At 64.7% G+C, this 21680-nt stretch carries 18 protein-coding genes; 10 read left to right on the top strand and 8 right to left on the bottom strand.

The genetic code is table 11. From position 1 onward, the window contains the following. Window positions 1-3 precede the first annotated feature (3 nt). A complete protein-coding gene (locus ACEN9F_RS28070) occupies window positions 4-1524 on the bottom strand; it encodes a helicase HerA-like C-terminal domain-containing protein (RefSeq protein WP_413425511.1) in 1521 nt (506 codons plus the stop codon). A gap of 54 nt (window positions 1525-1578) precedes the next feature. Then, a complete protein-coding gene (locus ACEN9F_RS28065; RefSeq protein ID WP_413425509.1) occupies window positions 1579-3561 on the bottom strand; it encodes a helicase-related protein in 1983 nt (660 codons plus the stop codon). 124 nt (window positions 3562-3685) lie between these two features. Here ACEN9F_RS28065 and ACEN9F_RS28060 point away from each other — a divergent pair, with 124 nt between their 5' ends. Next, a complete protein-coding gene (locus tag ACEN9F_RS28060; RefSeq protein ID WP_413425507.1) occupies window positions 3686-4282 on the top strand; it encodes an IMPACT family protein in 597 nt (198 codons plus the stop codon). A 77-nt stretch (window positions 4283-4359) separates the two neighbouring features. Here the strand turns inward: ACEN9F_RS28060 and ACEN9F_RS28055 are convergent, their stop codons facing one another. From ACEN9F_RS28055 to ACEN9F_RS28045, 3 genes are all read right to left on the bottom strand, one after another. After that, a complete protein-coding gene (locus tag ACEN9F_RS28055) occupies window positions 4360-5520 on the bottom strand; it encodes a DUF418 domain-containing protein (protein ID WP_413425505.1) in 1161 nt (386 codons plus the stop codon). A gap of 237 nt (window positions 5521-5757) precedes the next feature. After that, on the bottom strand, window positions 5758-7302 hold the full coding sequence (locus tag ACEN9F_RS28050) for a methyl-accepting chemotaxis protein (RefSeq protein WP_413425503.1): 1545 nt from the start codon (window positions 7300-7302) through the stop codon (window positions 5758-5760). A 12-nt stretch (window positions 7303-7314) separates the two neighbouring features. Then, on the bottom strand, window positions 7315-8106 hold the full coding sequence (locus ACEN9F_RS28045) for a transporter (RefSeq protein WP_413425501.1): 792 nt from the start codon (window positions 8104-8106) through the stop codon (window positions 7315-7317). An 84-nt stretch (window positions 8107-8190) separates the two neighbouring features. Here ACEN9F_RS28045 and ACEN9F_RS28040 point away from each other — a divergent pair, with 84 nt between their 5' ends. The 7 genes from ACEN9F_RS28040 (at window position 8191) to ACEN9F_RS28010 (ending at window position 16082) form a co-directional block, all read left to right on the top strand. After that, window positions 8191-8727 (top strand): N-acetyltransferase family protein, encoded by a 537-nt coding sequence (locus tag ACEN9F_RS28040; RefSeq protein WP_413425499.1) that lies wholly within the window; start codon window positions 8191-8193, stop codon window positions 8725-8727. Between the two features lie 148 nt (window positions 8728-8875). Beyond that, the gene (locus ACEN9F_RS28035) at window positions 8876-10123 is read left to right on the top strand and encodes an efflux RND transporter periplasmic adaptor subunit (RefSeq protein ID WP_413425497.1); all 1248 of its coding nucleotides are present in this window, start codon (window positions 8876-8878) and stop codon (window positions 10121-10123) included. A gap of 25 nt (window positions 10124-10148) precedes the next feature. Beyond that, window positions 10149-10811: an ABC transporter ATP-binding protein gene (locus ACEN9F_RS28030; protein WP_413425495.1), complete on the top strand. Its 663-nt coding sequence runs from the start codon at window positions 10149-10151 to the stop codon at window positions 10809-10811. Between the two features lie 9 nt (window positions 10812-10820). After that, entirely contained in the window at window positions 10821-12059 is a 1239-nt protein-coding gene (locus ACEN9F_RS28025) for an ABC transporter permease (RefSeq protein WP_413425493.1), read from the top strand. Next, entirely contained in the window at window positions 12059-13255 is a 1197-nt protein-coding gene (locus ACEN9F_RS28020; RefSeq protein ID WP_413425491.1) for an ABC transporter permease, read from the top strand. The genes ACEN9F_RS28025 and ACEN9F_RS28020 overlap by 1 nt, the downstream gene beginning before the upstream one ends. Before the next feature lie 14 nt (window positions 13256-13269). After that, window positions 13270-14730 (top strand): sigma-54-dependent transcriptional regulator, encoded by a 1461-nt coding sequence (locus ACEN9F_RS28015; RefSeq protein ID WP_413425489.1) that lies wholly within the window; start codon window positions 13270-13272, stop codon window positions 14728-14730. Beyond that, window positions 14727-16082 (top strand): sensor histidine kinase, encoded by a 1356-nt coding sequence (locus tag ACEN9F_RS28010; RefSeq protein WP_413425487.1) that lies wholly within the window; start codon window positions 14727-14729, stop codon window positions 16080-16082. The genes ACEN9F_RS28015 and ACEN9F_RS28010 overlap by 4 nt, the downstream gene beginning before the upstream one ends. On the opposite strand, the gene ACEN9F_RS28005 is transcribed toward ACEN9F_RS28010, so the two are convergent. Both ACEN9F_RS28005 and ACEN9F_RS28000 read right to left on the bottom strand, forming a co-directional pair. Beyond that, window positions 16075-16524 (bottom strand): hypothetical protein, encoded by a 450-nt coding sequence (locus ACEN9F_RS28005; RefSeq protein ID WP_413425485.1) that lies wholly within the window; start codon window positions 16522-16524, stop codon window positions 16075-16077. The two genes, ACEN9F_RS28010 and ACEN9F_RS28005, sit on opposite strands and share 8 nt — an antisense overlap. Window positions 16525-16556: 32 nt before the next feature. Continuing rightward, window positions 16557-18152, bottom strand: a complete 1596-nt coding sequence (locus tag ACEN9F_RS28000; RefSeq protein WP_413425483.1) for a methyl-accepting chemotaxis protein — start codon at window positions 18150-18152, stop codon at window positions 16557-16559. Window positions 18153-18424: 272 nt separating this feature from the next. Here ACEN9F_RS28000 and ACEN9F_RS27995 point away from each other — a divergent pair, with 272 nt between their 5' ends. Together ACEN9F_RS27995 and ACEN9F_RS27990 are read left to right on the top strand one after the other, a co-directional pair. Then, window positions 18425-19825, top strand: coding sequence for an L-cystine transporter (locus tag ACEN9F_RS27995; RefSeq protein WP_413425481.1), 1401 nt, complete (start codon window positions 18425-18427; stop codon window positions 19823-19825). A 68-nt stretch (window positions 19826-19893) separates the two neighbouring features. Next, the gene (locus ACEN9F_RS27990) at window positions 19894-20142 is read left to right on the top strand and encodes a hypothetical protein (protein ID WP_413425479.1); all 249 of its coding nucleotides are present in this window, start codon (window positions 19894-19896) and stop codon (window positions 20140-20142) included. A gap of 48 nt (window positions 20143-20190) precedes the next feature. Here ACEN9F_RS27990 and ACEN9F_RS27985 read toward each other — a convergent pair whose 3' ends face one another. Next, the gene (locus ACEN9F_RS27985) at window positions 20191-21612 is read right to left on the bottom strand and encodes an OmpP1/FadL family transporter (RefSeq protein WP_413425477.1); all 1422 of its coding nucleotides are present in this window, start codon (window positions 21610-21612) and stop codon (window positions 20191-20193) included. Between the last annotated feature and the right edge of the window lie 68 nt (window positions 21613-21680).

Raw genomic sequence — 21680 nt, 5'->3', positions numbered from 1 at the left:
GCTTCAGCGTTTCTTCAGGATGGAGCCCAGCACGCCGCGAATAATCTCGCGGCCGACCTGGGAGCCGATGCTGCGCGCCGCCGATTTGACCATCGCCTGCACCGCCGTATCGCGCTTGCCGGTCTTGCCGAACAGACCGCCCAGCACGTCGCCGAACAGCGAGCCGCCCTCCTCGGCCGGCGCTTGCTGCGGTGCCGCCGGCACCTCGCGGCCGGCCGGCGCACTGTCCGCCGGCTGCGCGCCGGCGGCGACCCGGCCGTTTAATTTCTCGTACGCCGACTCGCGGTCGACCGTCTTGTCATACACCCCAGCCACCACCGACGCGGCCATCGCGGCCTTGCGCTCGTTGGCGTCGATCGGCCCGAGCTGGCTGCCCGGCGGCAGGATGAAGGCGCGCTGCACGATCTGCGGCGTGCCCTTCTCGTCGAGGAAGGACACCAGCGCTTCGCCCACGCCCAGCTCGCCGATCACCTGCGCCACATCCAGCGACGGATTGGCGCGGAAGGTTTCAGCGGCGGCCTTGACCGCCTTCTGGTCGCGCGGCGTGTAGGCGCGCAGCGCGTGCTGCACGCGGTTGCCCAGCTGCCCCAGCACCGTGTCCGGAATATCCAGCGGATTCTGCGTGATGAAGAACACGCCCACACCCTTGGAGCGGATCAGCCGCACCACCTGCTCTATCTTCTGCAGCAAGGCCTTGGGCGCCTCGGCAAACAGCAGGTGCGCCTCGTCGAAGAAGAACACCAGCTTGGGCTTTTCCAGGTCGCCCACTTCGGGCAGGTTTTCAAACAATTCCGACAGCATCCACAGCAGGAACACCGCGTACAGGCGCGGCGCGTTCATCAGCTTGTCGGCGCACAGGATGTTGACCACGCCCTTGCCGCCGGCATCGGTTTGCAGCAGGTCGTCGATGTTGAGCATGGGCTCGCCGAAGAACTGGTCGCCGCCCTGCTCCTCGATCGCGATCAGGCCGCGCTGGATGGCGCCGATGCTGGCGGCGCTGATGTTGCCGTAGCTGGTCTTGTAGTCGGCGGCGTTGTCGCCGACGTGCTGCAGCATGGCGCGCAGGTCCTTGGTGTCGAGCAGCAGCAGGCCGTTGTCGTCGGCGATGCGGAACACCAGCTGCAGCACGCCTTCCTGCGTATCGTTCAGATTCAGCATGCGCGCCAGCAGCAGCGGGCCGAGGTCGGACACGGTGGCCCGTACCGGATGGCCCTGCTGGCCGTAGACGTCCCAGAAGGTGACCGGGCAGCCGGCCCATTGCGGCGCCTCCAGCTTGAGCGCATCGAGCCGCTTCGCCATCTTGTCGCTCAGCGCGCCCGCCTTGGCGATGCCGGACAGGTCGCCCTTGACGTCGGCCATGAACACCGGCACGCCGATCTCCGACAGCGACTGCGCGATCTTTTGCAGCGTGACGGTCTTGCCGGTGCCGGTGGCGCCGGTGATGCAGCCGTGGCGGTTCACCAGGTTGGACAGCATGTCCAACGCCAGCTGGTCATTTTTCGCAATTGTCAACGAGGCCGGCATCGTCACTCTCCTGGAAAGATGGTTATAAAACCATCATACCTCACCCTCCGGGAACTACCTGCGGAATTTCTTCGGCTGCCGCTTGCGCGCCGCCGAGTTCTGGTCCTGCAGGATGGAATCCACGCGCTCGGACGCCGCGCGCGACAGTTCCTGCGCCTTGGCGATATCGGGGAAGTATTCCGGCTGGCGGTAGGACAGCCACGCATACGCCGAATACAGGCGGCAGGAATCCTCGACCTCCTGCAGATTCATATAGCTGAGCGGACTCTGGTGCGGGCTCAGGTTGGTGACCGTCTTGTGCGCCAGCGCCTTGGCCCATTTCTCCCAGGCGTTCTGCAGCGACGGCACCTTGGACGAAATCGGCACCAGCGACAGCGCGAATTTTTCCGCCACCGTCAATTCCAGCGTATCGAGCCACGCGGCGCGCTCGAACTGGTCCTCGGTGATGCGCGGGAAGAAAAAGCCGTCCGGCACGTCGATGTTATGCACGAAGCGCTTCAGCAGCTTGGCCAGCCCCTGTTCGCCGGTCACCGACGAAATCCGGTGCAGATGCTCCAGCGTCGGCGCCACGGCGAAGCCGGTGGTCTTCAGCGGCACCGGTTTTTCGCGCAGCAGCGAGCGCATGACGTTGTGCGTCTCGTTGTCGTAGCCGGCCACCAGCCCTTCCTCATGCACGCCGAAGCGCCCGGCGCGGCCGGCGATCTGCCGCGCCAGCGCCGCAGGAATCTCTTCCTCTTCGTAGCCGTTGTACTTGACCGAGGTGGTCATGACGATGCGCGCGATCGGCATGTTCAGGCCCATCGCGATCGCGTCGGTGCCGACCACCACGTCGGCCGCGCCTTCGCGGAAGCGCTGGGCCTGCGCGCGCCGCACTTCCGGCGACAGGTTGCCATACACGGTCGCCACCGACAGGCCCATTTCCGTCACCATGTCGCGCCACATCAGCACCTCGCGGCGCGAGAAGCAGATCACGGCGTCGCCGCGCCGCAGATTGCTCAGCTTGCGCACGGCGCTGGGCTCCATCGACAGCGGTCCCTTGCGCTTGAGGACGTGCACTTCCAGCTCGCACTCCAGGCGTTCGGCCAGCACTTCGATGGCGCGCCGCGCCTCCGGGGCCCCGACCAGGTACACGATCTGCGCCGGCGCGCCGCACACGGCGGCGGTCCAGGCCGAGCCGCGGTCGCGGTCGGACAGCATCTGGATCTCGTCGATCACGGCCACCTCGACCGGCGTGCGGGTATCCAGCATCTCCACCGTGCTGGCCACGTGCGTCGCGCCCGGCACCACGCGGCGCTCCTCGCCGGTCACCAGGCTGACGGCCAGCGGCTTGCCGCGCTGCTCCATGCCCTGCAAACGCTCGTAGTTTTCCAGCGCCAGCAGGCGCAGCGGCGCCAGGTAGACGCCGCTCGGCGCCTTGGCCAGCGCTTCGATGGCCTGGTGGGTCTTGCCGGAATTGGTCGGCCCCAGCAGCGCGATGAACTTGCGCTTCATGCGCCGCGCCACCTCGAACGAGGCCGGATACTCGGCCAGGTTGATGCTTTGCCGCGTGCGCTCGGCGTGCTGCTCTTCCATGTCGCGCTCGACCGCATGCTCCAGGCGCTGGCGGATGCGGTCGAACACCATGCCGGCCGGCTCGGCGATCTGCATCTCGGACAGGCCCAGCAGGAAAGGCGCCGGATCCAGGTCGCAATCGTCGCAGGCATCGGCCATCTCTTGCACGAACGCACTGACAAAGCCGTGCAATTCCGCCACTATTTCTTCGCCGGCACGCTCGCGCAGCAGTTGGCCGCGCGCGCCCTGGTCCATCTTGCGCCACTTGGACGGCTTGGCCAGCACGCCCTGCGCCGGCACCAGATCGTAGGGCACACGCCGGCCGGCATAGTCGACCACGCCGGTCACCCGCAGGAATACCCGGCCCTCGGCCCGCGCCAGGGCGATGCCGCGAGCGGTCAACCCCAGCTCGCGCATCAGGTCGTCATCCTCTGCCGGATCGCCGTCCGAGGCTGAAATATGAGGGGCTTGAGCGGAATTGGTCATGGCATGTCGGATGGGTGGACTCGGCCCGGATTATAACGCGCCGGCCGCTTGGGCCTTTTGTCTTTCCGAATGATTTCTGGCACCATACGGCGATTTACACCGCCGCCATGCCGAAATCCCTCCCATGCCCCAAACGATAACCTCGGCTGTTCATCATGAATTGCTGATTAAAAAAAGCCGCTTTATTGCCTGCGTCCAACCGATGACCGACCGCAGCGCAGCGCAAAAAGTCGTGGCGGAATTATGGGCGCAACACCCGGGCGCGGCGCACGTGTGCTGGGCATTATTAGCCGGAGGCCAATCCGCCGCCGTCGACGATGGCGAACCGAGTGGCACCGCCGGCCGTCCCATGCTCGATGTTTTACGTCACCAGGATCTGGAAGGTGTATTGGCCACGGTGGTCCGTTATTTTGGCGGCGTTAAATTAGGCGCCGGGGGCCTGGTGCGCGCTTATACCGACAGCGTGGCGCAGGCATTATTAACCGCCGAGAAAATCGCGATTATCAAGCTGCGTCATCTTGTTTGCACCGCGCCGTATGCGATGGAAGGCATGCTGCGCCGTGAAATAGAATTAGCCGGCGCCAGCCTGGATAATGTCTCGCATTCGGACCACGTCCAATTCGAATTCAGCCTGGCCGAGAATGCCGCGCCAGCACTGATTACCCGCCTGAATGAAGCGGGCCACGGCCGCATCGCCTGGATAGACGCCGAAGAGGAATAAGCCCGGCCGGCTCACACTGCCGCCGGCCGGGCCTCGCAAGCTCATTTTTGGTATATACGCGCCAATATCTGGCACGCCTAGCGCGGTGTGCCGATCCACGTCGCCCTGTGCCACAAGGTTTCAAGCGGTCCCTGCTTGTGACGACGCAGCCACCACACGCTGAACTGCCGCTGCAGCAGCGCCAGCACGATGCCGATGGCCAACGCGAAACTGGCGCCCGTATATCGGTACATGCCCAGTCCGAAGCCATAATAAATCGTCGTACCAATAACCGATTGAACCATATAACTGGTCAAACTCATGCGGCCCAATGGCGAGAATACCTCCAGCCAGTTCCAGGAATAAAACAGCAAAGCGAAACCGGAAACCAGCACCGCCATAAATGCCACGTTGGACCATGAAGTAATAATCACCAGCAGCGGACGCCGCACGGCCTCGCCGATATTCCACGATTCAGGATAAGTCTTCAGCAAATAAAGTGGAATAAACGCCAGCACGGCAATCAGCAGCACGCGCGCCCAGCGTTGTTTATTCTCATCGGAGATCTGGAACATGCCTTTTCTACAGGCCAGCATCCCCAACATGAATAATGCGGGAATCTGGAATATCCGGCCATTTTCCCAGCTCCAGCGAATCACGCCGATCTTTCCATTGGTCAGATTCCCCCACCAGACCTGGAATGCGGAACCATGCCCCATATATTCATTGGCGCGGCCGAAATAAGCCCAGGAAGCGGGATCGGACAGTTTCTCATTGGGATTAGGCAGGGCCTGTATCACTTCCAGCCAGACAAAAGGTTGCAGTAATAAAACGATAGCGATCAGCAATACCGCACCGCTGCGCAGCCGCGCCACCGGTATCAGCGCCAATCCCAATACGGCATAAATACTCAAGATATCGCCGTGATAAAACATGGAATTCACCAGGCCAAATCCCAGCAGCAGCACCAGCCGCCAGGCAAAGCGCGGCCGGAAGTCCTCGCCCTGCACTTCCCGGTTGTGGTGCTGGATGAAGAAGGTCATCCCGAACAGCAGCGCGAAGATCGCGTAGGACTTGCCGCCGAACAGGAAGAACATGGTGTCCCAGATGACTTTGTCCAACGCCTGCAGCCAGGCCGGCAAGCCGGTCGGGGAAAAGTAGAAATCGAAGTGCTCGATATTGTGCAGCAGCATGATCGAGACGATGGCGAAGCCGCGCAGCGCATCGATCACGTCCAACCGGGAAGCATTGGTATTCATGTATCTCTTAACCTTAGCAAAGTGAACAGAAGGTCTAGTGTAATTGGAAACGATCCCAGAATGAAACAAACCACATTACTATCTTAGATGTGTGCCACACGGGGGAAACCTTGCGTACCTTCCAGACCGACATCCTGGCCTTGAACGTGGCGCTGGAAACGGCGCGCTCTGCCGAGCAGGGGCGTGGTTTGGCGCCGGCGCAGCGTTCCATGGATTCCCGCCCGCGCGGGAATGACATCAGCGGCCCAGCTTGAAGATCTTGACCGCCTCCGCCAACCGGCCCGCCTGTTCCTGCAGCGCGCCTGCGGCGGCGGCGGCCTCCTCCACCAGCGCGGCGTTTTGCTGGGTCGCGCTGTCGATGGTGCCGATCGCCTGGTTCACCTGGTCGATCCCCATCTCCTGCTCGCGGCTGGCGCTGGCGATTTCACTGACGATGGCGCGCACCCGGCTGATGCTCTCGACGATGCCCTCCATCGTGCCGCCGGCCTGCCCGACCAGCACGCTGCCCTCGCCGACCTGCGCCACCGACGCATCGATCAGCAGCTTGACCTCCTTGGCCGCCGTGTCCGAGCGCTGCGCCAGGCTGCGCACCTCCGAGGCCACCACCGCGAAGCCGCGCCCCTGTTCGCCGGCGCGCGCCGCCTCGACCGCCGCGTTCAAGGCCAGGATATTGGTCTGGAACGCGATGCCCTCGATCACCGCGATGATATCGACGATCTTGCGCGACGAGTCATTGATGCCGCCCATCGTCTCGACCATCTGCGTCATCACCGCGCCGCCCTTGACGGCCACGTCGGTTGCCGACGAGGCCAGCTTGTTGGCCTCGCCCGCGTTATTGGAGTTCTGCTTCACCGCCGACGTCATCTGCTCCATCGACGATGCGGTTTCCTCCAGCGAGCTGGCCTGCGCCTCGGTGCGCGACGACAAATCCAGGTTGCCGGCCGCGATCTCGCCGGACGCCAGCGCGATCGCATCCGTACCGCTGCGCACCTGGCTGACGATCTTGTGCAGGCTGCCGTTCATATCGCGCAGCGAGCGCTTGAGCGCGCCGGTTTCGGTGATGTCGTCATCCTCGACCGCCATCTGGCCGGACAGGTCGCCCTGCGACACGCGCTCGGCGAAACCGACCGCCTCGTCCAGCGGCCGCATGATGGAGCGCGAAATCATCTGCCCGATGCCCAGCGCCACCACCACCGCCAGCAGCGAGAAGCCGATGATCTGGTAGCGCGACTTGACCACCGCCGCATCGCCGACCTGCTTGGTGGCGTCGGAATTTTTTTCGATCAGGTCGCTCAAGGCCGCCATGCTTTTCTCCAGCACACGGAAGCTGTCCATGAAGGCCGCGAACCTGGCCTGGGCCTTATCCTTGTCGGTCAGCGACAGCTCGACCATTTCCTCGGCGCGCTTCAGGTAGAGGTCGACATCCGGCCGCACCTTCAGCATCGCCTGCTTGACCTCGTCATCGGTACTGGCCGCGTCCATTTCCTTGATCAGCCGGCGGAACAGCGCGATGTGCTCGGCCGTATCGGCGCGCACTTCCTTGACCTCGGCCGGATCGTTCTTCTCGCTGGCCAGCCGCGCCGCCAGCACATCGGCGCGCAGCGCGTCGTGGGCCTGGTCGGCCTGCAGCTGGTCCTTCATCGCCGCGCTGTTGGTACTGATCGCGTCCATCGACACATCCAGCACATGCACCGCGAAATAGCCGACCACGCCGACCAGGCTGACAAACGCCAGCGTGACCAGATTGGACAACAGCAAGCGCCGCTTGATCGTCAAATGCATGGCATCCCCTATCTAGAACTTGATGGAAAAGCCGACCGTCCAGCTCCAGTCCGGCGTGTTCCGGTTGAGCCCGCGCGAGACGGCGGTATCGACCTGCATATTGTCGGCCACCAGGTAGGCGGCGCCGACATCGAAGGTGGTGACCGAGCCGCCGTTGCGGCCACGGGCGATCTGCGGCGCCGAGTATTCGACGAAGGTGCGGAAGCGGTCGGTCCAGCCCTTGCCCAGCACGATGCCGAAGATGGCGCTGGTGTAGCGCTCGCCATCGTCGTTGCGCTGCCACGCCAGGCCCGGCATTACGCCCAGCGAGAACTCGTCGGGCAATTCCCATTCGGCGGCAAGGCGCAGCGAGCCGCCCTTGCCGGGCGCGCGGAACTGGCTGGAGCCGGTATCCAGGTCGGCGTGCGCCAGGACGCCCAGCGAGGGGCGCATGCCGTTCTCGTCGGCCATATGCCATTTGACGCCCAGCGAGACGTCCGCATAGCCGTTCTCGGTGCTGCGGGCGCCGGTGGCGAGGTTGTCCGAGATGGCGCGCATGCGGCCGTCGGTTTCGATGCGGAATTCCAGCGTATCGCTGAGTCCGAAGCGCAGCAAGGTGGGCGTGGACCAGGTTCTGTCTTTAAAGCCGTCGGCCTTGTTGCGCTCTTGCGCGATGCTGGTTTCGATCTGGAAGCGGCCTTTGCCGACGACGTTGCTCGATTCGACAAAATCCGGCCGGTCGGTAACAATCTCGTCTTGTTCAGCGGCGCCGGCCAGCGTCGAAACGCCCAGCAGCAGCGCCAGTCCCCTGTTTTTTATACGCATGAATCCTCCGTGGTGAAGGTGCTCTGGACATTACCGTAACACATTGATATAAATCATCCGTTGGTAAATTTCCACATTGAAAAAATGATCCATATAGAACAACTGGAAGACGCCGGCTTCGCCGCCTTCCTCGCCTACCTGAACGATCACCTGTCGGACAACGGACGCGGAGAGACGGCATATTTCCAGCCGCTGTCGCGCGACGAATCGCGCTTTCCGGCGGACAAGGCGGCGGCGTTCAAGACCGGGATGCAAGCGGCAGTGGGCCATGCGGGATGGCGGCGGGCGTGGGTGGCGCGCGATGCGGATGGTGCGATCGCGGGCCACATCGATTTGCGCGCCCATGCGGAACGCTACGCGGCGCATCGCTGCCTGCTGGGGATGGGCGTGGATCGCCGCCACCGCAAAGCCGGGCTTGGTGGCCGCCTGATCGCGCATGCCGCGCAATGGGCTGTCGAAGCGGGATTTGCGTGGATAGACTTGCAGGTGCTGTCCGTGAACACGCCCGCGATCAAGCTCTACGAGCACACCGGCTTCCAGAAAACCGGCGAGGCCGCCGACATGTTCCGCATCGACGGCCAACCATTTGCCTACACCAGCATGAGCAAGCGCCTCCGCTAATCTGAAGGGTGTCCGTTTCCGGACGGTGGCGGGCGGAGACGGGCAATGCGGAATGCGGCGTGGCCCGGCCCATCCATGCCAGGTCTTTGATTTATATGGCTTTGTCCTTGTATCAAAGCGATGGCACAGTGCTTGCAATAAAGGGGACATGGACCAAGCACTCAACCCCGACATCATCCGCCGCCGCCAGCGCAAGACCGCGCTCGCTGTCGCCGCCCTGCTCGCCACGCTGTGCGTCGCCGCCTGGGGCCTCAACCGCGCCGTCGCGCCCAGCGTCGATGCCGCCAGCGTGATGCTGGCCGAAGTCCGCGTCGGCAATATCGCCAACACCATCAACGCCTCCGGCATCGTCATCCCGGTCCATGAGGAACTCGTGTCCAGCCCGATCCAGACCCGCGTCGCCAAGGTCCACGCCAAGCTCGGGCAGCAAGTACCGGCCGGCGAACTGCTGCTGGAGCTGGACAACCGCACCATCCTGCTGGCAGTCGACGGCATCAAGGAACAGCTGGCGCAACAGGAAAACCGCATCCTCGCCTTGACCTTGGAAATGGACCAGAAACGCAAGCAACTGGTCAGCGCCATCGAGCTGCTGGAACTGGACCTGGAAGCGGCCCGCGTCAAGCTCGGCCGGTATCAGACGCTGCGCAAGGCCGGCGGCGTCTCGGCCGAAGACTTGCTGACCGCCGAGCTGAACGTCAAGCGCGCCGAGATCCAGCTGCGCCAGCAGCACGAGCAGATCGACGACAGCAAGCGCGTCACCTCCAGCAATATCGAGGGCGCCCGGCTGCAAAAGAACATCCTGCAACAGCAGCTGCTGCAACAGCAGGAACTGCTGGCGCAAACCCAGGTGCGCGCGCCCTTCGCCGGCATGCTGACCTGGCTGCTGGCCGACGAAGGCGCCAGCGTCGCCACCGGCCAGCTGGTCGCCAAGGTCTCCGAGCTGAACAACTACAAGGTCGAAGCCTCGCTGTCCGACTTCCACGCCCGCGCGCTGAGCGCCGGCCAGAAGGTGCTGGTCGAGCAAGGCAACGTCAAGCTGGACGGCGAGGTGCAGACCGTGCTGCCGGAAATCCAGAACGGCACCGTCAAGCTGCTGGTCACGCTGGCCCAGCCCAGCCACCCGATGCTGCGCAACAAGCTGCGCGTCGAAGTGAACATCCTCACCGAGCAAAAGAAAAACACCCTGCTGGCCGACTACGGCCCCGCCTTCAACGGCCGCGGCCCGCAGGACGTGTTCGTGGTGCGCGGCGGCGTCGCCCGCAAGACCACGCTCGACATCGGCGCCAGCGATGGCAAGTCCGTCGAAATCCTGTCCGGCGCCCGCGCCGGCGACCGCCTCATCATTTCCAATACCAGCAGCTACAAGGAACGCGACAGCGTTCGCGTCGCTGAATAACGCCCGACAACCAAAGGAAGCCCACATGATCCGCCTGCACAAAGTCAGCAAGACCTACCAGACCGACAAGGTCGAAACCCTGGCCCTGAAGGACATCGACCTGCATGTCGAGAAATCGGAATTCGTCTGCATCATGGGCCCCAGCGGCTGCGGCAAGAGCACGCTGCTCAACCTGATCGGCCTGCTCGACCGTCCCGGCAGCGGCGCCATCCATGTGGCCGGCACGCCGGTGGCGTCGTACAAGGACAAGCATGTGGCCAAGCTGCGCAACCAGACCTTCGGCTTCATCTTCCAGAGCTTCCACCTGATCAACGACCTGCGCGTGATCGACAACGTCGAGCTGCCGCTGCTGTACCGGAATATCTCGGCCAAGAAGCGCCAGCGGCTGGCGCGCGAGGCGCTGGAAAAAGTCGGCCTGGGCGCGCGCATGGACCACTACCCGAACCAGCTGTCCGGCGGCCAGCAGCAGCGCGTGGCGATCGCCCGCGCCATCGTCGGCCAGCCGCAGGTATTACTGGCCGACGAACCGACCGGCAACCTGGACAGCAAGATGGGCCAGGAAGTGATGGACATCCTGCTCAAGCTGCACAGCGAAGGCACCACCGTCGTCATGGTCACCCACAACGAGCAGGAAGCCCGGATGGCCGGCCGCATCGTGCGCGTGTTCGACGGCCAGCTGGTCGCCTAAGGAGGCCGCATGTTCAGAAATTATCTGCTGACGGCCTGGAAGGTCTTCATGCGCCGCAAGCTGTTCACCGCGATCAACCTGCTGTGCATCGTGCTGACGCTGGTGGTGCTGATGGTGGTCACAGCGCTGCTGCAAAACACCTTCACCCCCAGCGGCGTCGAGGGCAAGAGCGAGCGCTTCGTGCAAATGATCATGATCCAGTCCAGCCACACCGGCAAGGGCGGCAAGCGCAGGGGCACGCTGGGCTACAAGCTGATCGACAAGTACCTGCGGCCGATCAAGGGCGCGGAGGCGGTATCGGCCGCCACCTTCCCGCAATCGGTATCGGTCTACCAGGAAGGCCAGGTCAGCGACGTGATGATGCGCCAGACCGATGCCGAGTACTGGAAAATCCTCGACTTCAAGCTCGTGTCCGGCCGCCTGTTCAATGCAGACGACGTCGCCCAGGGCAGCATGGTCGCGGTGCTGAACCAGTCCACGGCGCGCAAGCTGTTTCCCGGCCAAGCTTTCCTGGACCAGAAATTCAGCGCCGGCGGCCAGGTCTTCCGCGTCATCGGCGTGGTCGAGGATGAGATGCACGTGAACGCGTTCTCCGACATCTGGGTGCCGGTCACCAGCCAGCCGTCCAGCGACTACAGGAACGCCCTGTTCGGTCCCTACATGGCCATGATCCTGGCACGCAAGGCCGAAGACCTGCCCGCCATCAAGCAGGAGATCCTGCGCATCGCCAAGACGGTCCAGTATGACGACCCGGCTATGTTCAACGTCACGCGCATGTGGGGCGACTCCAAGCTGGAACTATTCGCCCGCACCTTGCTCAGCAACGAGACCGAAGAGGCCGGCGCCGGCAAGCTGCTGGCCGTCATCGTGGCGCTGATGTTGCTGTTCATGACGCTGCCGGCGCTGAACCTGATCAACCTGAATGTCGGGCGCATCATGGAGCGCAGCAGCGAGATCGGCGTGCGCAAGGCTTTCGGCGCCACCAGCCGCCAGCTGGTGGCGCAGCTGGTGCTGGAAAACGTGCTGCTGTGCCTGGCGGGCGGCGTGCTGGGCCTGGCCGGCGCGGCCGGCGTGCTGTGGTGGCTGGAGGGCTCGGGCCTGATCCCCTACCTGAAGGTCCACCTCAATCTCGCCGTGTTCGGCTACGGCCTGCTGATCACGCTGGTGTTCGGCGTGCTGTCGGGCGCCATCCCGGCCTGGAAAATGTCCCGGCTCGACCCCGTCCACGCATTGAAAGGAAACGCATAATGCTGCGCCACTTGTTAAAGCTGATCTGGAAACGCAAATCCAGGAACACGATGCTGAGCCTGGAGATCCTGCTGGCCTTCCTGATCGTGTTCGGCATCGCCGCCTTTGCCATGCGCAACTACCAGCTCTACCAAATGCCGACCGGCTTTGCCTGGCGCGACCAGTGGTCCGTCAGCATCCGCAGCGGCAACGGCGACATCGCCAACGACGCCGCCATGTACGACAGCCTGAAGCGCGGCCTGCTGGCTTTGCCGGAAGTGGAGAAAGTCGCCTTCACCTCGTTCAGTCCATATGAAATGTCGCGCTGGACCGCCGACTATGCGCTGCCGGACGGCAGCAAAAAGACGGAAAGCCACGGTCTGGCGGTCAGCGACGATTTCTTCGCCGCCATGGACATGACGCCGGCCGAGGGCCGCTGGTTCTCCACCGCCGACGACGCCGCCGACGCCGCGCCGACCGTCATCAACCGGCTCCTGGCCGACAAGCTGTTCCCGGGCAAGCCGGCCGTGGGCCAGGTGTTCATCGACGCCGAAGCCAAGGACAAGCCGCAGCGCTACCGCGTCAGCGCGGTGGTCGAGCACTTCCGCTCGCACGGCGAATACATGGATCCGGTGAACTTCATGCTGCCGCGCTTCATCCCCGGCGTCGGCAAGAATCCGGCGATGACCATCGTGCTCAAGCTCAGGCCGGGCACGCCGCGCACCTTCGAGAGCAAGCTCAACGCGCGTCTGAAACAGCTGCACAACGAATGGTCGTATGTCATCGCTCCGCTCGGTGAAGCGCGCAAGTCGATGCTGACCATGCAGATGCTGCCGCTGATGATCTTGTCGGTGATCGCCGCCTTCCTGCTGGTGATGGTCGCCTTCGGCCTGTTCGGCGTGCTGTGGCAAAACACCACGCAGCGCATCCCGGAAATCGGCCTGCGCCGCGCGCTGGGCGCCGACGCCGGCGGCATCTACCGCCAGATCATCGCCGAGCAGCTGCTGCTCAGCACCGGCGCGATCGCCGTGGCGATGGTGCTGCTGGTGCAGCTGCCGCTGACCGGCGTGTTCGGCGACAGCCTGAACTGGCCGGTGTTTTTGGCGTCGGCGGCGCTATCGGCAAGTGTGATCTATCTGCTATCCTTGCTGTGTTCGCTCTACCCCGGCTGGCGTGCCGCGCGCCTCAGTCCGACACAAGCACTGCATTATGAATAGGCCCGCCCGAATCAATGGAATCATCCCGTAAGCAACGCATCCTGATCGTCGACGACGACAGCGCGGTCCAGGTATCGCTGGCCCTGCTGCTCAAGCAGTCCGGCTTCGAGCCGCTGTGCTGTGACGATCCGGGCCAGGCCTTGGCGCTGCTGGCGCAACAGCCGGTCGACCTCGTTTTGCAGGACATGAACTTCTCGCTGCACACCAGCGGCGAGGAAGGCATGCGGCTGCTCTGCCACATCAAGCAGGCGCAGCCCGCCCTGCCGGTGCTGCTGATGACGGCCTGGGGCTCGATCGCGCTGGCGGTGCGCGGCGTGCAGGCCGGCGCCGCCAACTTTTTCACCAAGCCCTGGGACAACACGCAGCTGGCGGCGCTGATCCACGCCACGCTGGAGACGGCCGCGCCGCCGTCGGCCGCCCGCGTGTCGCGCCAGGCGCTGGACCTACAGTTCGATTTTAGCGGCATCGTCGGCGAGCATCCGCGCCTGCTCAAGGTGCTGTCCACCATCGGCCAGGTCGCTGCCACGCGGGCGCCGGTGCTGATCCTCGGCGAAAGCGGCTGCGGCAAGGAGCTGATCGCCGACGCGATCCACCGCAACAGCCCGCGCGCGGCACGCCCCATCGTCAAGATCAACATGGGCGCGATCACGCCGTCGCTGTTCGAGAGCGAAATGTTCGGCCACGTGCGCGGCGCCTTCACCGACGCCAAGGCCGACCGCAAGGGCCATGTCGCCTGCGCCCACGAGGGCACGCTGTTCCTCGACGAGATCGGCGAACTGAACCGCGCCGACCAGGTCAAGCTGCTGCGCGTGCTGCAGGACCAGTCCTACCAGCCGGTCGGCGCCAGCCGCGGCGAGCGTGCGGATTTCCGGGTGGTGTCGGCCACCAACCGCGAGCTGGCCGCGCTGGTGGCCAGCGGCGAGTTCCGCGAGGACCTGTTCTACCGCCTCAACCTGATCACGATACGCCTGCCGCCGCTGCGCGAGCGGCGCAGCGATATTCCGCTGCTGGCGCGGCACATCATCGGCGAGGTCTCGGCCAGCTATGGGCTGGAACCGGCCACCATCGCGCCGCAGGCGCTGGAGTGGCTGAGCGCGCAAGCGTGGCCGGGCAATATCCGCCAGCTCAAGCAAACGCTGGAGCGCACCCTGCTGCTGGTCGGCAGGACTGAATTGCGGCAGGCCGACTTCATCGCCGCCGAGCAGCACGAGCATGGCGGCGCGCTCGGCATGCCGGGCCAGCGACTCGGCGTCGACGGCATGACGCTGGAACAGGTCGAGCGGCATATGATCGCGCATGCGCTGGAGCAGCATCAGGGCAATATCTCGCGCGTGGCCAAGGCGCTGGGACTGAGCCGCACCGCGCTGTACCGCCGCCTGGAACGTCACGGCCTCGGCACAGCCGACGGCGACGGCGGCGACGGCAACCTCGGCCACGCGGCCGGCGGCGCCCGCATGGGCGGCCGGCGTCCATGAGCCTGCGGCGGCGCTTGTACGCCTACCTGATCGCGGCGCATCTGCTGTTCCTCGGCATCACCGTGCTGCTGTTCCGCACGGCACCGGGCGTGATGCTGGCGCTGGAGACGGTGGTGGTGCTGAGCCTGGTGCTCGGCCTGCGCCTGATCCGCCGCGCGCTGGAGCCGCTGGGCTACACGCGCCACTTCCACGACCTGCTGCAGGACCAGCACTACGCGGCCCGCCTGCAGCAAAGCGGCGACGCCGAACTCAACGAGCTGGTGCAGCTGTTCAACACCATGCTGGGCGCGCTGTACCAGGAGCGCCTGCAGATCGGCGAGCAGCAAGGCTTTCTCGACCGGCTGCTGGAAGCCACGCCCAGCGCCGTCATCGTGTTCGACTTCGACGGCCGCATCAGCCTGCTCAACGCCAGCGCGCAGGCGCTGCCCGGGCTGGCGCAGGCGAAAGGCAAGCAGCTGGCCGACTGCCAGCAGGACGCTGACGCCAGGCCCGGCCTGAACCTGCTGTCCCAGCTGGACGCGCTGCCGCTGGGCGAGAGCCAGCTGCTGACCGACGCCGACGGCCGCCGCTACCGGGGCCAGCGCGGCCACTTCTACGATCGCGGCTTCCCGCGCCATTTCCTGCTGGTCGAGGAATTGACGGCGGAACTGGAAAGCTCGGAGAAAGCCACCTACGACAAGCTGATCCGCGTACTGGCGCACGAGGTCAACAACACCGTGGCCGCCACCGGCTCGGTGCTGGACTCGCTGCTGTACTACAGCGGCCAACTGGCCGAGCGCGACAGCGAAGACTTCAGCACCGCCATCGTCGCCGTCAAGCGCCGCAATGTCAGCCTGGGCGAATTCATCGAGCGCTTCACGCGCGTGGTCAAGATGCCGGCGCCGGAACTGCGTCCCAACGCCGTGCGCGACATCATGGACGACATCCTCTACCTGTACCGCGAGCCCTGCCGCAGCCGCGGCATCCACATCGGCTGGGGGCACTGCGACGACATCGCCGCGATCCCGCTGGACCGCCACCTGATGGAACAGGCGCTGCTGAACGTGGTGAAGAATGCGATGGAAGCGGTGGAAGCCGGCGCCGCCGGCGACCGGCGGATCGAGTTTGTCTTGGCGCGGGAGGCCGAGGGCGTGCGGCTGTCGGTGATCGACAGCGGCAACCTGCTGGGCGACGTGCCGGCGCGCCAGCTGTTCACGCCCTTCTTCACCACCAAGAAAGGCGGCCAGGGCATCGGCCTGCTGTTCGTGCGCGAAGTGTTGAACCGGCACGGCTTTGCCTACCGGCTGGCCGCCACCGGCGACGGCCGGACCCGCTTCGATATCTGGCTGCGCGCGGACCGGGCGCTTATTTAGCGCGCCTGACTTTCGGCGCCGTGCGGGTGCCATCGATGTCCATGTAAAACGCCCCCATGGCGCCCCGCTCGACTTTCACTTTCGGATTGTTCAGGATAGTCAGCGTTTCTTCGCTGCTGTCGTCGGAAATCGTCCAGATCTGGCCGTTCGCCAGGCGGATGCGCTGATTGGGTACCCAGCCGTCGAATTGGCCGATGATCGTACTCTCGATCACATCAAGCCTGCCGGCCTGCGGCAATTGTTCCCGGCCAAAACGCTGCTCCAGGTCGGCCCTAGTGGGCGCCGCCGGCGCGGCTGCGACAGCGGCCGGCGCGCCCAACGGAATCGCGTCGTAGCAGGACAAACGGGCAGGGCCGTCGGTCAACTGGCGGCAGCGCAGCATGCCGCCATCATCGGCCAGTGCGGCGCTCGACACTAACATCAGGACCAGCAGTGATTTCATCGCATCGCTTCCATGAATTAAACGTACCGCGATTATATAAGCGAAACAGAAGAGGCTGTCAGGTACTTGGAACCGGCGTCCAGCCGGAACACGCTGACCACGCGCTCCAGGCTGGCCGCTTGGTTCTGCATGGCCTCGGCCGCCGCCGCGGCCTCTTCCACCAGCGCGGCGTTCTGCTGCGTCACCGTGTCCATCTCGCTGACGGCCTGGTTGATCTGTTCGATGCCGGCGCTCTGCTCGTCGCCGGCCGATGAAATATCGGCCATGATGTCGGTCACGCGCTGCACGCTGGCCACCACCTCGCTCATGGTCTGGCCGGCCTGCTCGACCAGCTTGCTGCCGATGCCCACCTTCTCCACCGAGTCGCCGATCAACTCCTTGATTTCCTTGGCCGCCGAGGCCGAGCGCTGCGCCAGGTTGCGCACCTCGGTGGCGACCACCGCGAAGCCGCGCCCCTGCTCGCCGGCGCGCGCCGCCTCCACCGCCGCGTTCAGCGCCAGGATGTTGGTCTGGAACGCGATGCCGTCGATCACCGCGATGATGTCGACGATCTTGCGCGACGAATCGTTGATCGCGCCCATGGTATCGACCACCTGCGACACCACCGCCCCGCCCTGCTGCGCCACCGCCGAGGCGGATTGCGCCAGCTGGTTGGCCTGGCGCGCGTGGTCGTTGTTCTGGCGCACCGCGCTGGTCAGCTCCTCCATCGACGACGCGGTTTCCTCCAGCGAGCTGGCCTGCTGTTCGGTGCGCGACGACAAGTCCTGGTTGCCGCTGGCGATCTGGGCCGAGGCCGAGGCGATGGTTTCGGTGCCGTTCCGCACCTCGCCGACGATCCTGGCCAGCGCCTCGCGCATCAGCTTCATCGCGTGCAGCATGCTGCTGGAGTCGTTGCCGCGGGTTTCGACGGCCACGGTCAGATCGCCGGCGGCGATGCGGGCGGCGACTTCGGCCGCGTAGTCCGGCTCGCCGCCCAGCTGGCGCAGCAAGGTGCGCGCGATCAGCACGGCCGCCACCACGCCCACCGCGATGGCCATGCCGCTCAGCAGCAGCATCAGCGCGCGGGCGCGTTCATAGGCGCCGGTGGCGGCGTCGACGTCGGCCTGGTTATTGTCCTTCTGCAGGGCCGCGTAGTCATCCATCGCCTCCTGCCACTTCTGGGTGGACGGACCGGCCTGCTTCATCAACACCTCGGTCGCTTCGGCATCCTGGTTGCCCAGCGCCAGCTCGAACACTTTATTGTTCAGCGGCCGCGCTTCCCGCGCCAATGCGGCAATGCGCTCGCGGATCGCCAGGCCCTTGGACGTGGACGCCATCCCGCCCAGCGCGCCGACCGACTTGTCGTAGGCGGCGCGCGCTTGCTCGGCCTTGGCCATTTCCGTGCGGATGAGCGCCTCGTCGCTCAGCAGCACCACCGTGCGCGCCACGCGGGCGACGATATGCACCGATTCGGACATCGTCCCCACCATCTCAATCTTGACGACATTTTCGTTCACGATACGGTCGAGCTTGGCATGAATAGTGCTCATGTTGAACACGCCAAGCAGCGCGACCATCAGCAACAACGCCAGGACCAGGCCAAAACCCAGGCTGAGCCGGGTGCCCACTTTCATGTTTGCGATTGCCATACGAGTACTCCTGAACAGGTGAATACGGAACCAGCGAAGAGATTGTACGCCAAGAAATATATGTAGTTTAACTAATTGCTCAAAACAAACATCTGATGATCCATATATGAAAACCGCATAGTTATATAGCCAAATATTCGTAAAAACGGGCATTTTCACGGCCATGATATATGCGATCGCATATAAAATGACCGATCGGTTACAAGTTACAGCGACAAACTCTGTCGATGCGTGACCATGCATGACTATTCATTCGAAGCAAAGGGCAAGCAATGGCGATCCATATCATTCTCAACCTGCTGGCGGCGCTGGTACTGCTGGGGGTGCTGTACACGCAGCAGCGCAGGCATGCGTCCTTTTCGGTGCGGGTGTTCACCGGCATGGGGCTGGGCGTGGTGCTGGGCGCCGCGCTGCAAGCGATCTACGGCGCCGGCGCGGCGGAACTGAAAACCACCGGCGACTACCTCGACATCGCCGGCTCCGGCTACGTCAAGCTGCTGCAGATGATCGTCATGCCGCTGATTATGGTGTCCATCATTTCCGCCATCCTCAAGCTGAAGGGCATCAATTCGCTGGGCAAGATCAGCGCGCTGACCATCGGCACCCTGATGGCCACCACCCTGATCGCGGCCGGCCTCGGCATCCTGATGGCCAAGGTATTCCAGTTGAGCGCGGTCGGCCTGACCGCCTCCGCCGCCGACATCGCGCGCGGCGTCTACCTGCAGGGCAAGGTCGAGACCGCGCAGGCGATCTCGCTGCCGGGCATGCTGCTCAGCTTCATCCCGGCCAATCCCTTCCTCGACCTGACCGGCGCGCGCAAGACCTCGACCATCGCGGTGGTGATCTTCTCGGTGTTCATCGGCATCGCCGCCACCGGCATCCACGGCAAGAAGCCGGACATCTTCGCCGCCTTCGAGCGCTTCATCCAGGTCGCGCACGCCATCGTCATGCGCATCGTCACGCTGGTGCTGCGCCTGACGCCGTACGGCGTGTTCGCGCTGATGGCGCAGGTGGTGTCGACCTCCAGCTACACCGACATCCTGCACCTGATCGACTTCGTGCTGGCCTCGTACAGCGCGCTGATCCTGATGTTCCTGGTGCACCTGCTGATCGTCTCCGGCGTCGGCCTCAACCCGGTACGCTACGTCAGGAAAATCCTGCCGGTGCTGACCTTCGCCTTCACCTCGCGCAGCAGCGCCGGCGCCATCCCGATGAGCGTGCAGACCCAGACCCAGCGCCTCGGCACCTCGGAAGGCATCGCCAACTTCGCCGCCTCGTTCGGCGCCACCATCGGCCAGAACGGCTGCGCCGGCATCTACCCGGCCATGCTGGCGGTGATGATCGCGCCGACCGTCGGCGTCGATCCGTTCACCCTCGGTTTCATCGCCCCGCTGCTGGCCATCATCACCATCGGTTCGGTGGGCGTGGCCGGGGTCGGCGGCGGCGCCACCTTTGCCGCGCTGATCGTGCTGTCGTCGATGAATTTGCCGGTGGCGCTGGCCGGCCTGCTGATCTCGATCGAACCGCTGATCGACATGGGCCGCACCGCGCTCAACGTCAGCGGCTCGATCACCGCCGGCGCCGTCACCAGCCGCGTGCTGGGCGAGACCGACCTCGCCGTCTTCGACAACGACGCCGAGTTCTCCATCGACAGCGAACGCAAAGCCGCCTGATCGAAAGTCGAGGGAACCGCCGGCCCGGCGGCGTTGTCTAATTTTCTCCCTTTAACGGAAAGGAAAGAATGATGACTTCCCTCAATCTCATCAAGGCCGTGCTGGGCGCGGCGGTGGCCGTAGCCCTGCTGGGCGGCTGCAACAAGCGTCCGGCGGACCAGCCGGTGACGCCGGAAACCACCACGCCGGCCACCACGCCGGCGCCGGCCGCCACACCGCCTGACGCGACCACGCCGCCGGCCACACCCACCACGCCGCCAGCCCAGAACGGCACGACGCCGCCCGCCTCCAACCCGCCGCCCACCACCAACCAGTAAGGGCGAAAAAAAAGGGCCCGAAGGCCCTTTACGCTACGTTGTCCTGAATCAGAACTTGTAGTTGTAGGAGATACCGACCAGCGACAAGTGGGTCTGGTACAGGCCACGGGTGGTTTCGCCGTTGCCGGTGCAGCCGGTGGCCAGCGGATTGCAGTTGTTGGTGTAGTTGATCCTGGCGTCCTTGAAATCCAGGAAGCTGTACGCGAAATCGATCGACGAACGCGGGCTCAGCTTCCAGTTGGCGCCGATCGAATACTGCATGCGGTCGCTGTCCGGCAGCGCCGGGTGGGTCAGTTCGGCGTTCTTGACCGGCGATTCGTCATACGCCACGCCGGCGCGCAGGGTCAGGTTGTCGTTGTAGGCATAGTTGCCGCCCAGCGAAACGCGCACCGTGTTCTGCCACTGCTGGCGGATCACTTCGTTGCCTTCGGTGGTGCCCGGGAACTGGATGTCCAGGTCGCCCATGCGGTTGTTGCGGGTGAAGGTCACGTCCGCCATGCCGGCCCACTTGGAATCGAACTGGTGGAACACATTGGCCGACAGGGTTTCCGGCGTGCGCAGGGTCACCAGCGCGGCCGAGTTGACCTTGTGCGACGCGGCGGCCAGCACCTGGTTGACGATCGGGTCGGTGGTCACTTGCGAGAAGTCCCACACGGTGCTGCCGCGCAGCTGGTGCGAGATCGACGAGCGGTATGCCAGGCCGAAGCGGGTGTTCTGGTCCAGCGTGAACATATAGCCCAGGTTGAAGCCCCAGCCCCAGTCCTGGCCGTCGTTCGAACCGTGGGCGTCGCCGGCGGTGCGCAGCAGCGCGGGATTGCCGCCCAGCGCGGCGATCTGCTTGATCAGTAGCGCGCCCTGGGCCGCGCCCGCGCCGCTCGACAGTGCGGCGATCGAACCCGGCACGTCCACCGCCTGGCCCAGCTCGGCCTTCATGAATTCCGCATCGATGCCGAAGCCGAAGGCGTGGTGTTCGTTCAGCTTGAACGCGACCGACGGGTTCAGGTTAATCGCTTCCAGCTTGATGTTGGACAGCGCGTAGCGGCCGTTCCAGGTGTTGCCGTAGTCCAGCTTGGCGCCGTAAGGCACGTACAGGCCCAGGCCGACGGCCCACTGCTGGTTCAGTTTCTTGCTGATGTACAGCGACGGCGCGGTGACGGCGTCAGGCGCGTAGTCCTTGGCGGCGCTGCCGCCGGTCGGCTGGCCGGTGAAATGGGTCGAGCCGGTGTCGTTGTAGGTCGAGTGCGGCACGACCACGGTGGCGCCGGCGCTGATCTGCGTGCCGTCCAGGCGCGACAGGCCGGCCGGGTTGTAGAAGATGGTCGAGGCATCGACGGCTTCCGCGCCGTTGGCGTCGGCCGTGCCCTGGCCCGCCACGCTCTGCGAGCCGAAACGGTAGCCAGACGCGTGGGCGCCGAAGGAGGTGGCGCCCAGGGCGGCGGCGATGATCAGGGTGAGGTATTTGGGTTGCATGTGTCGGTCTCGATTTATATTTTCTGAGGGCCCGCAGCATGCCAGACCGTCAATAGCCGGGCTTGGTG

It is taken from the genome of Duganella sp. CT11-25 (assembly GCF_047302815.1).
Lineage (GTDB): Bacteria > Pseudomonadota > Gammaproteobacteria > Burkholderiales > Burkholderiaceae_D > Rugamonas.
This window is presented reverse-complemented; position numbering and strand designations above follow the sequence as displayed.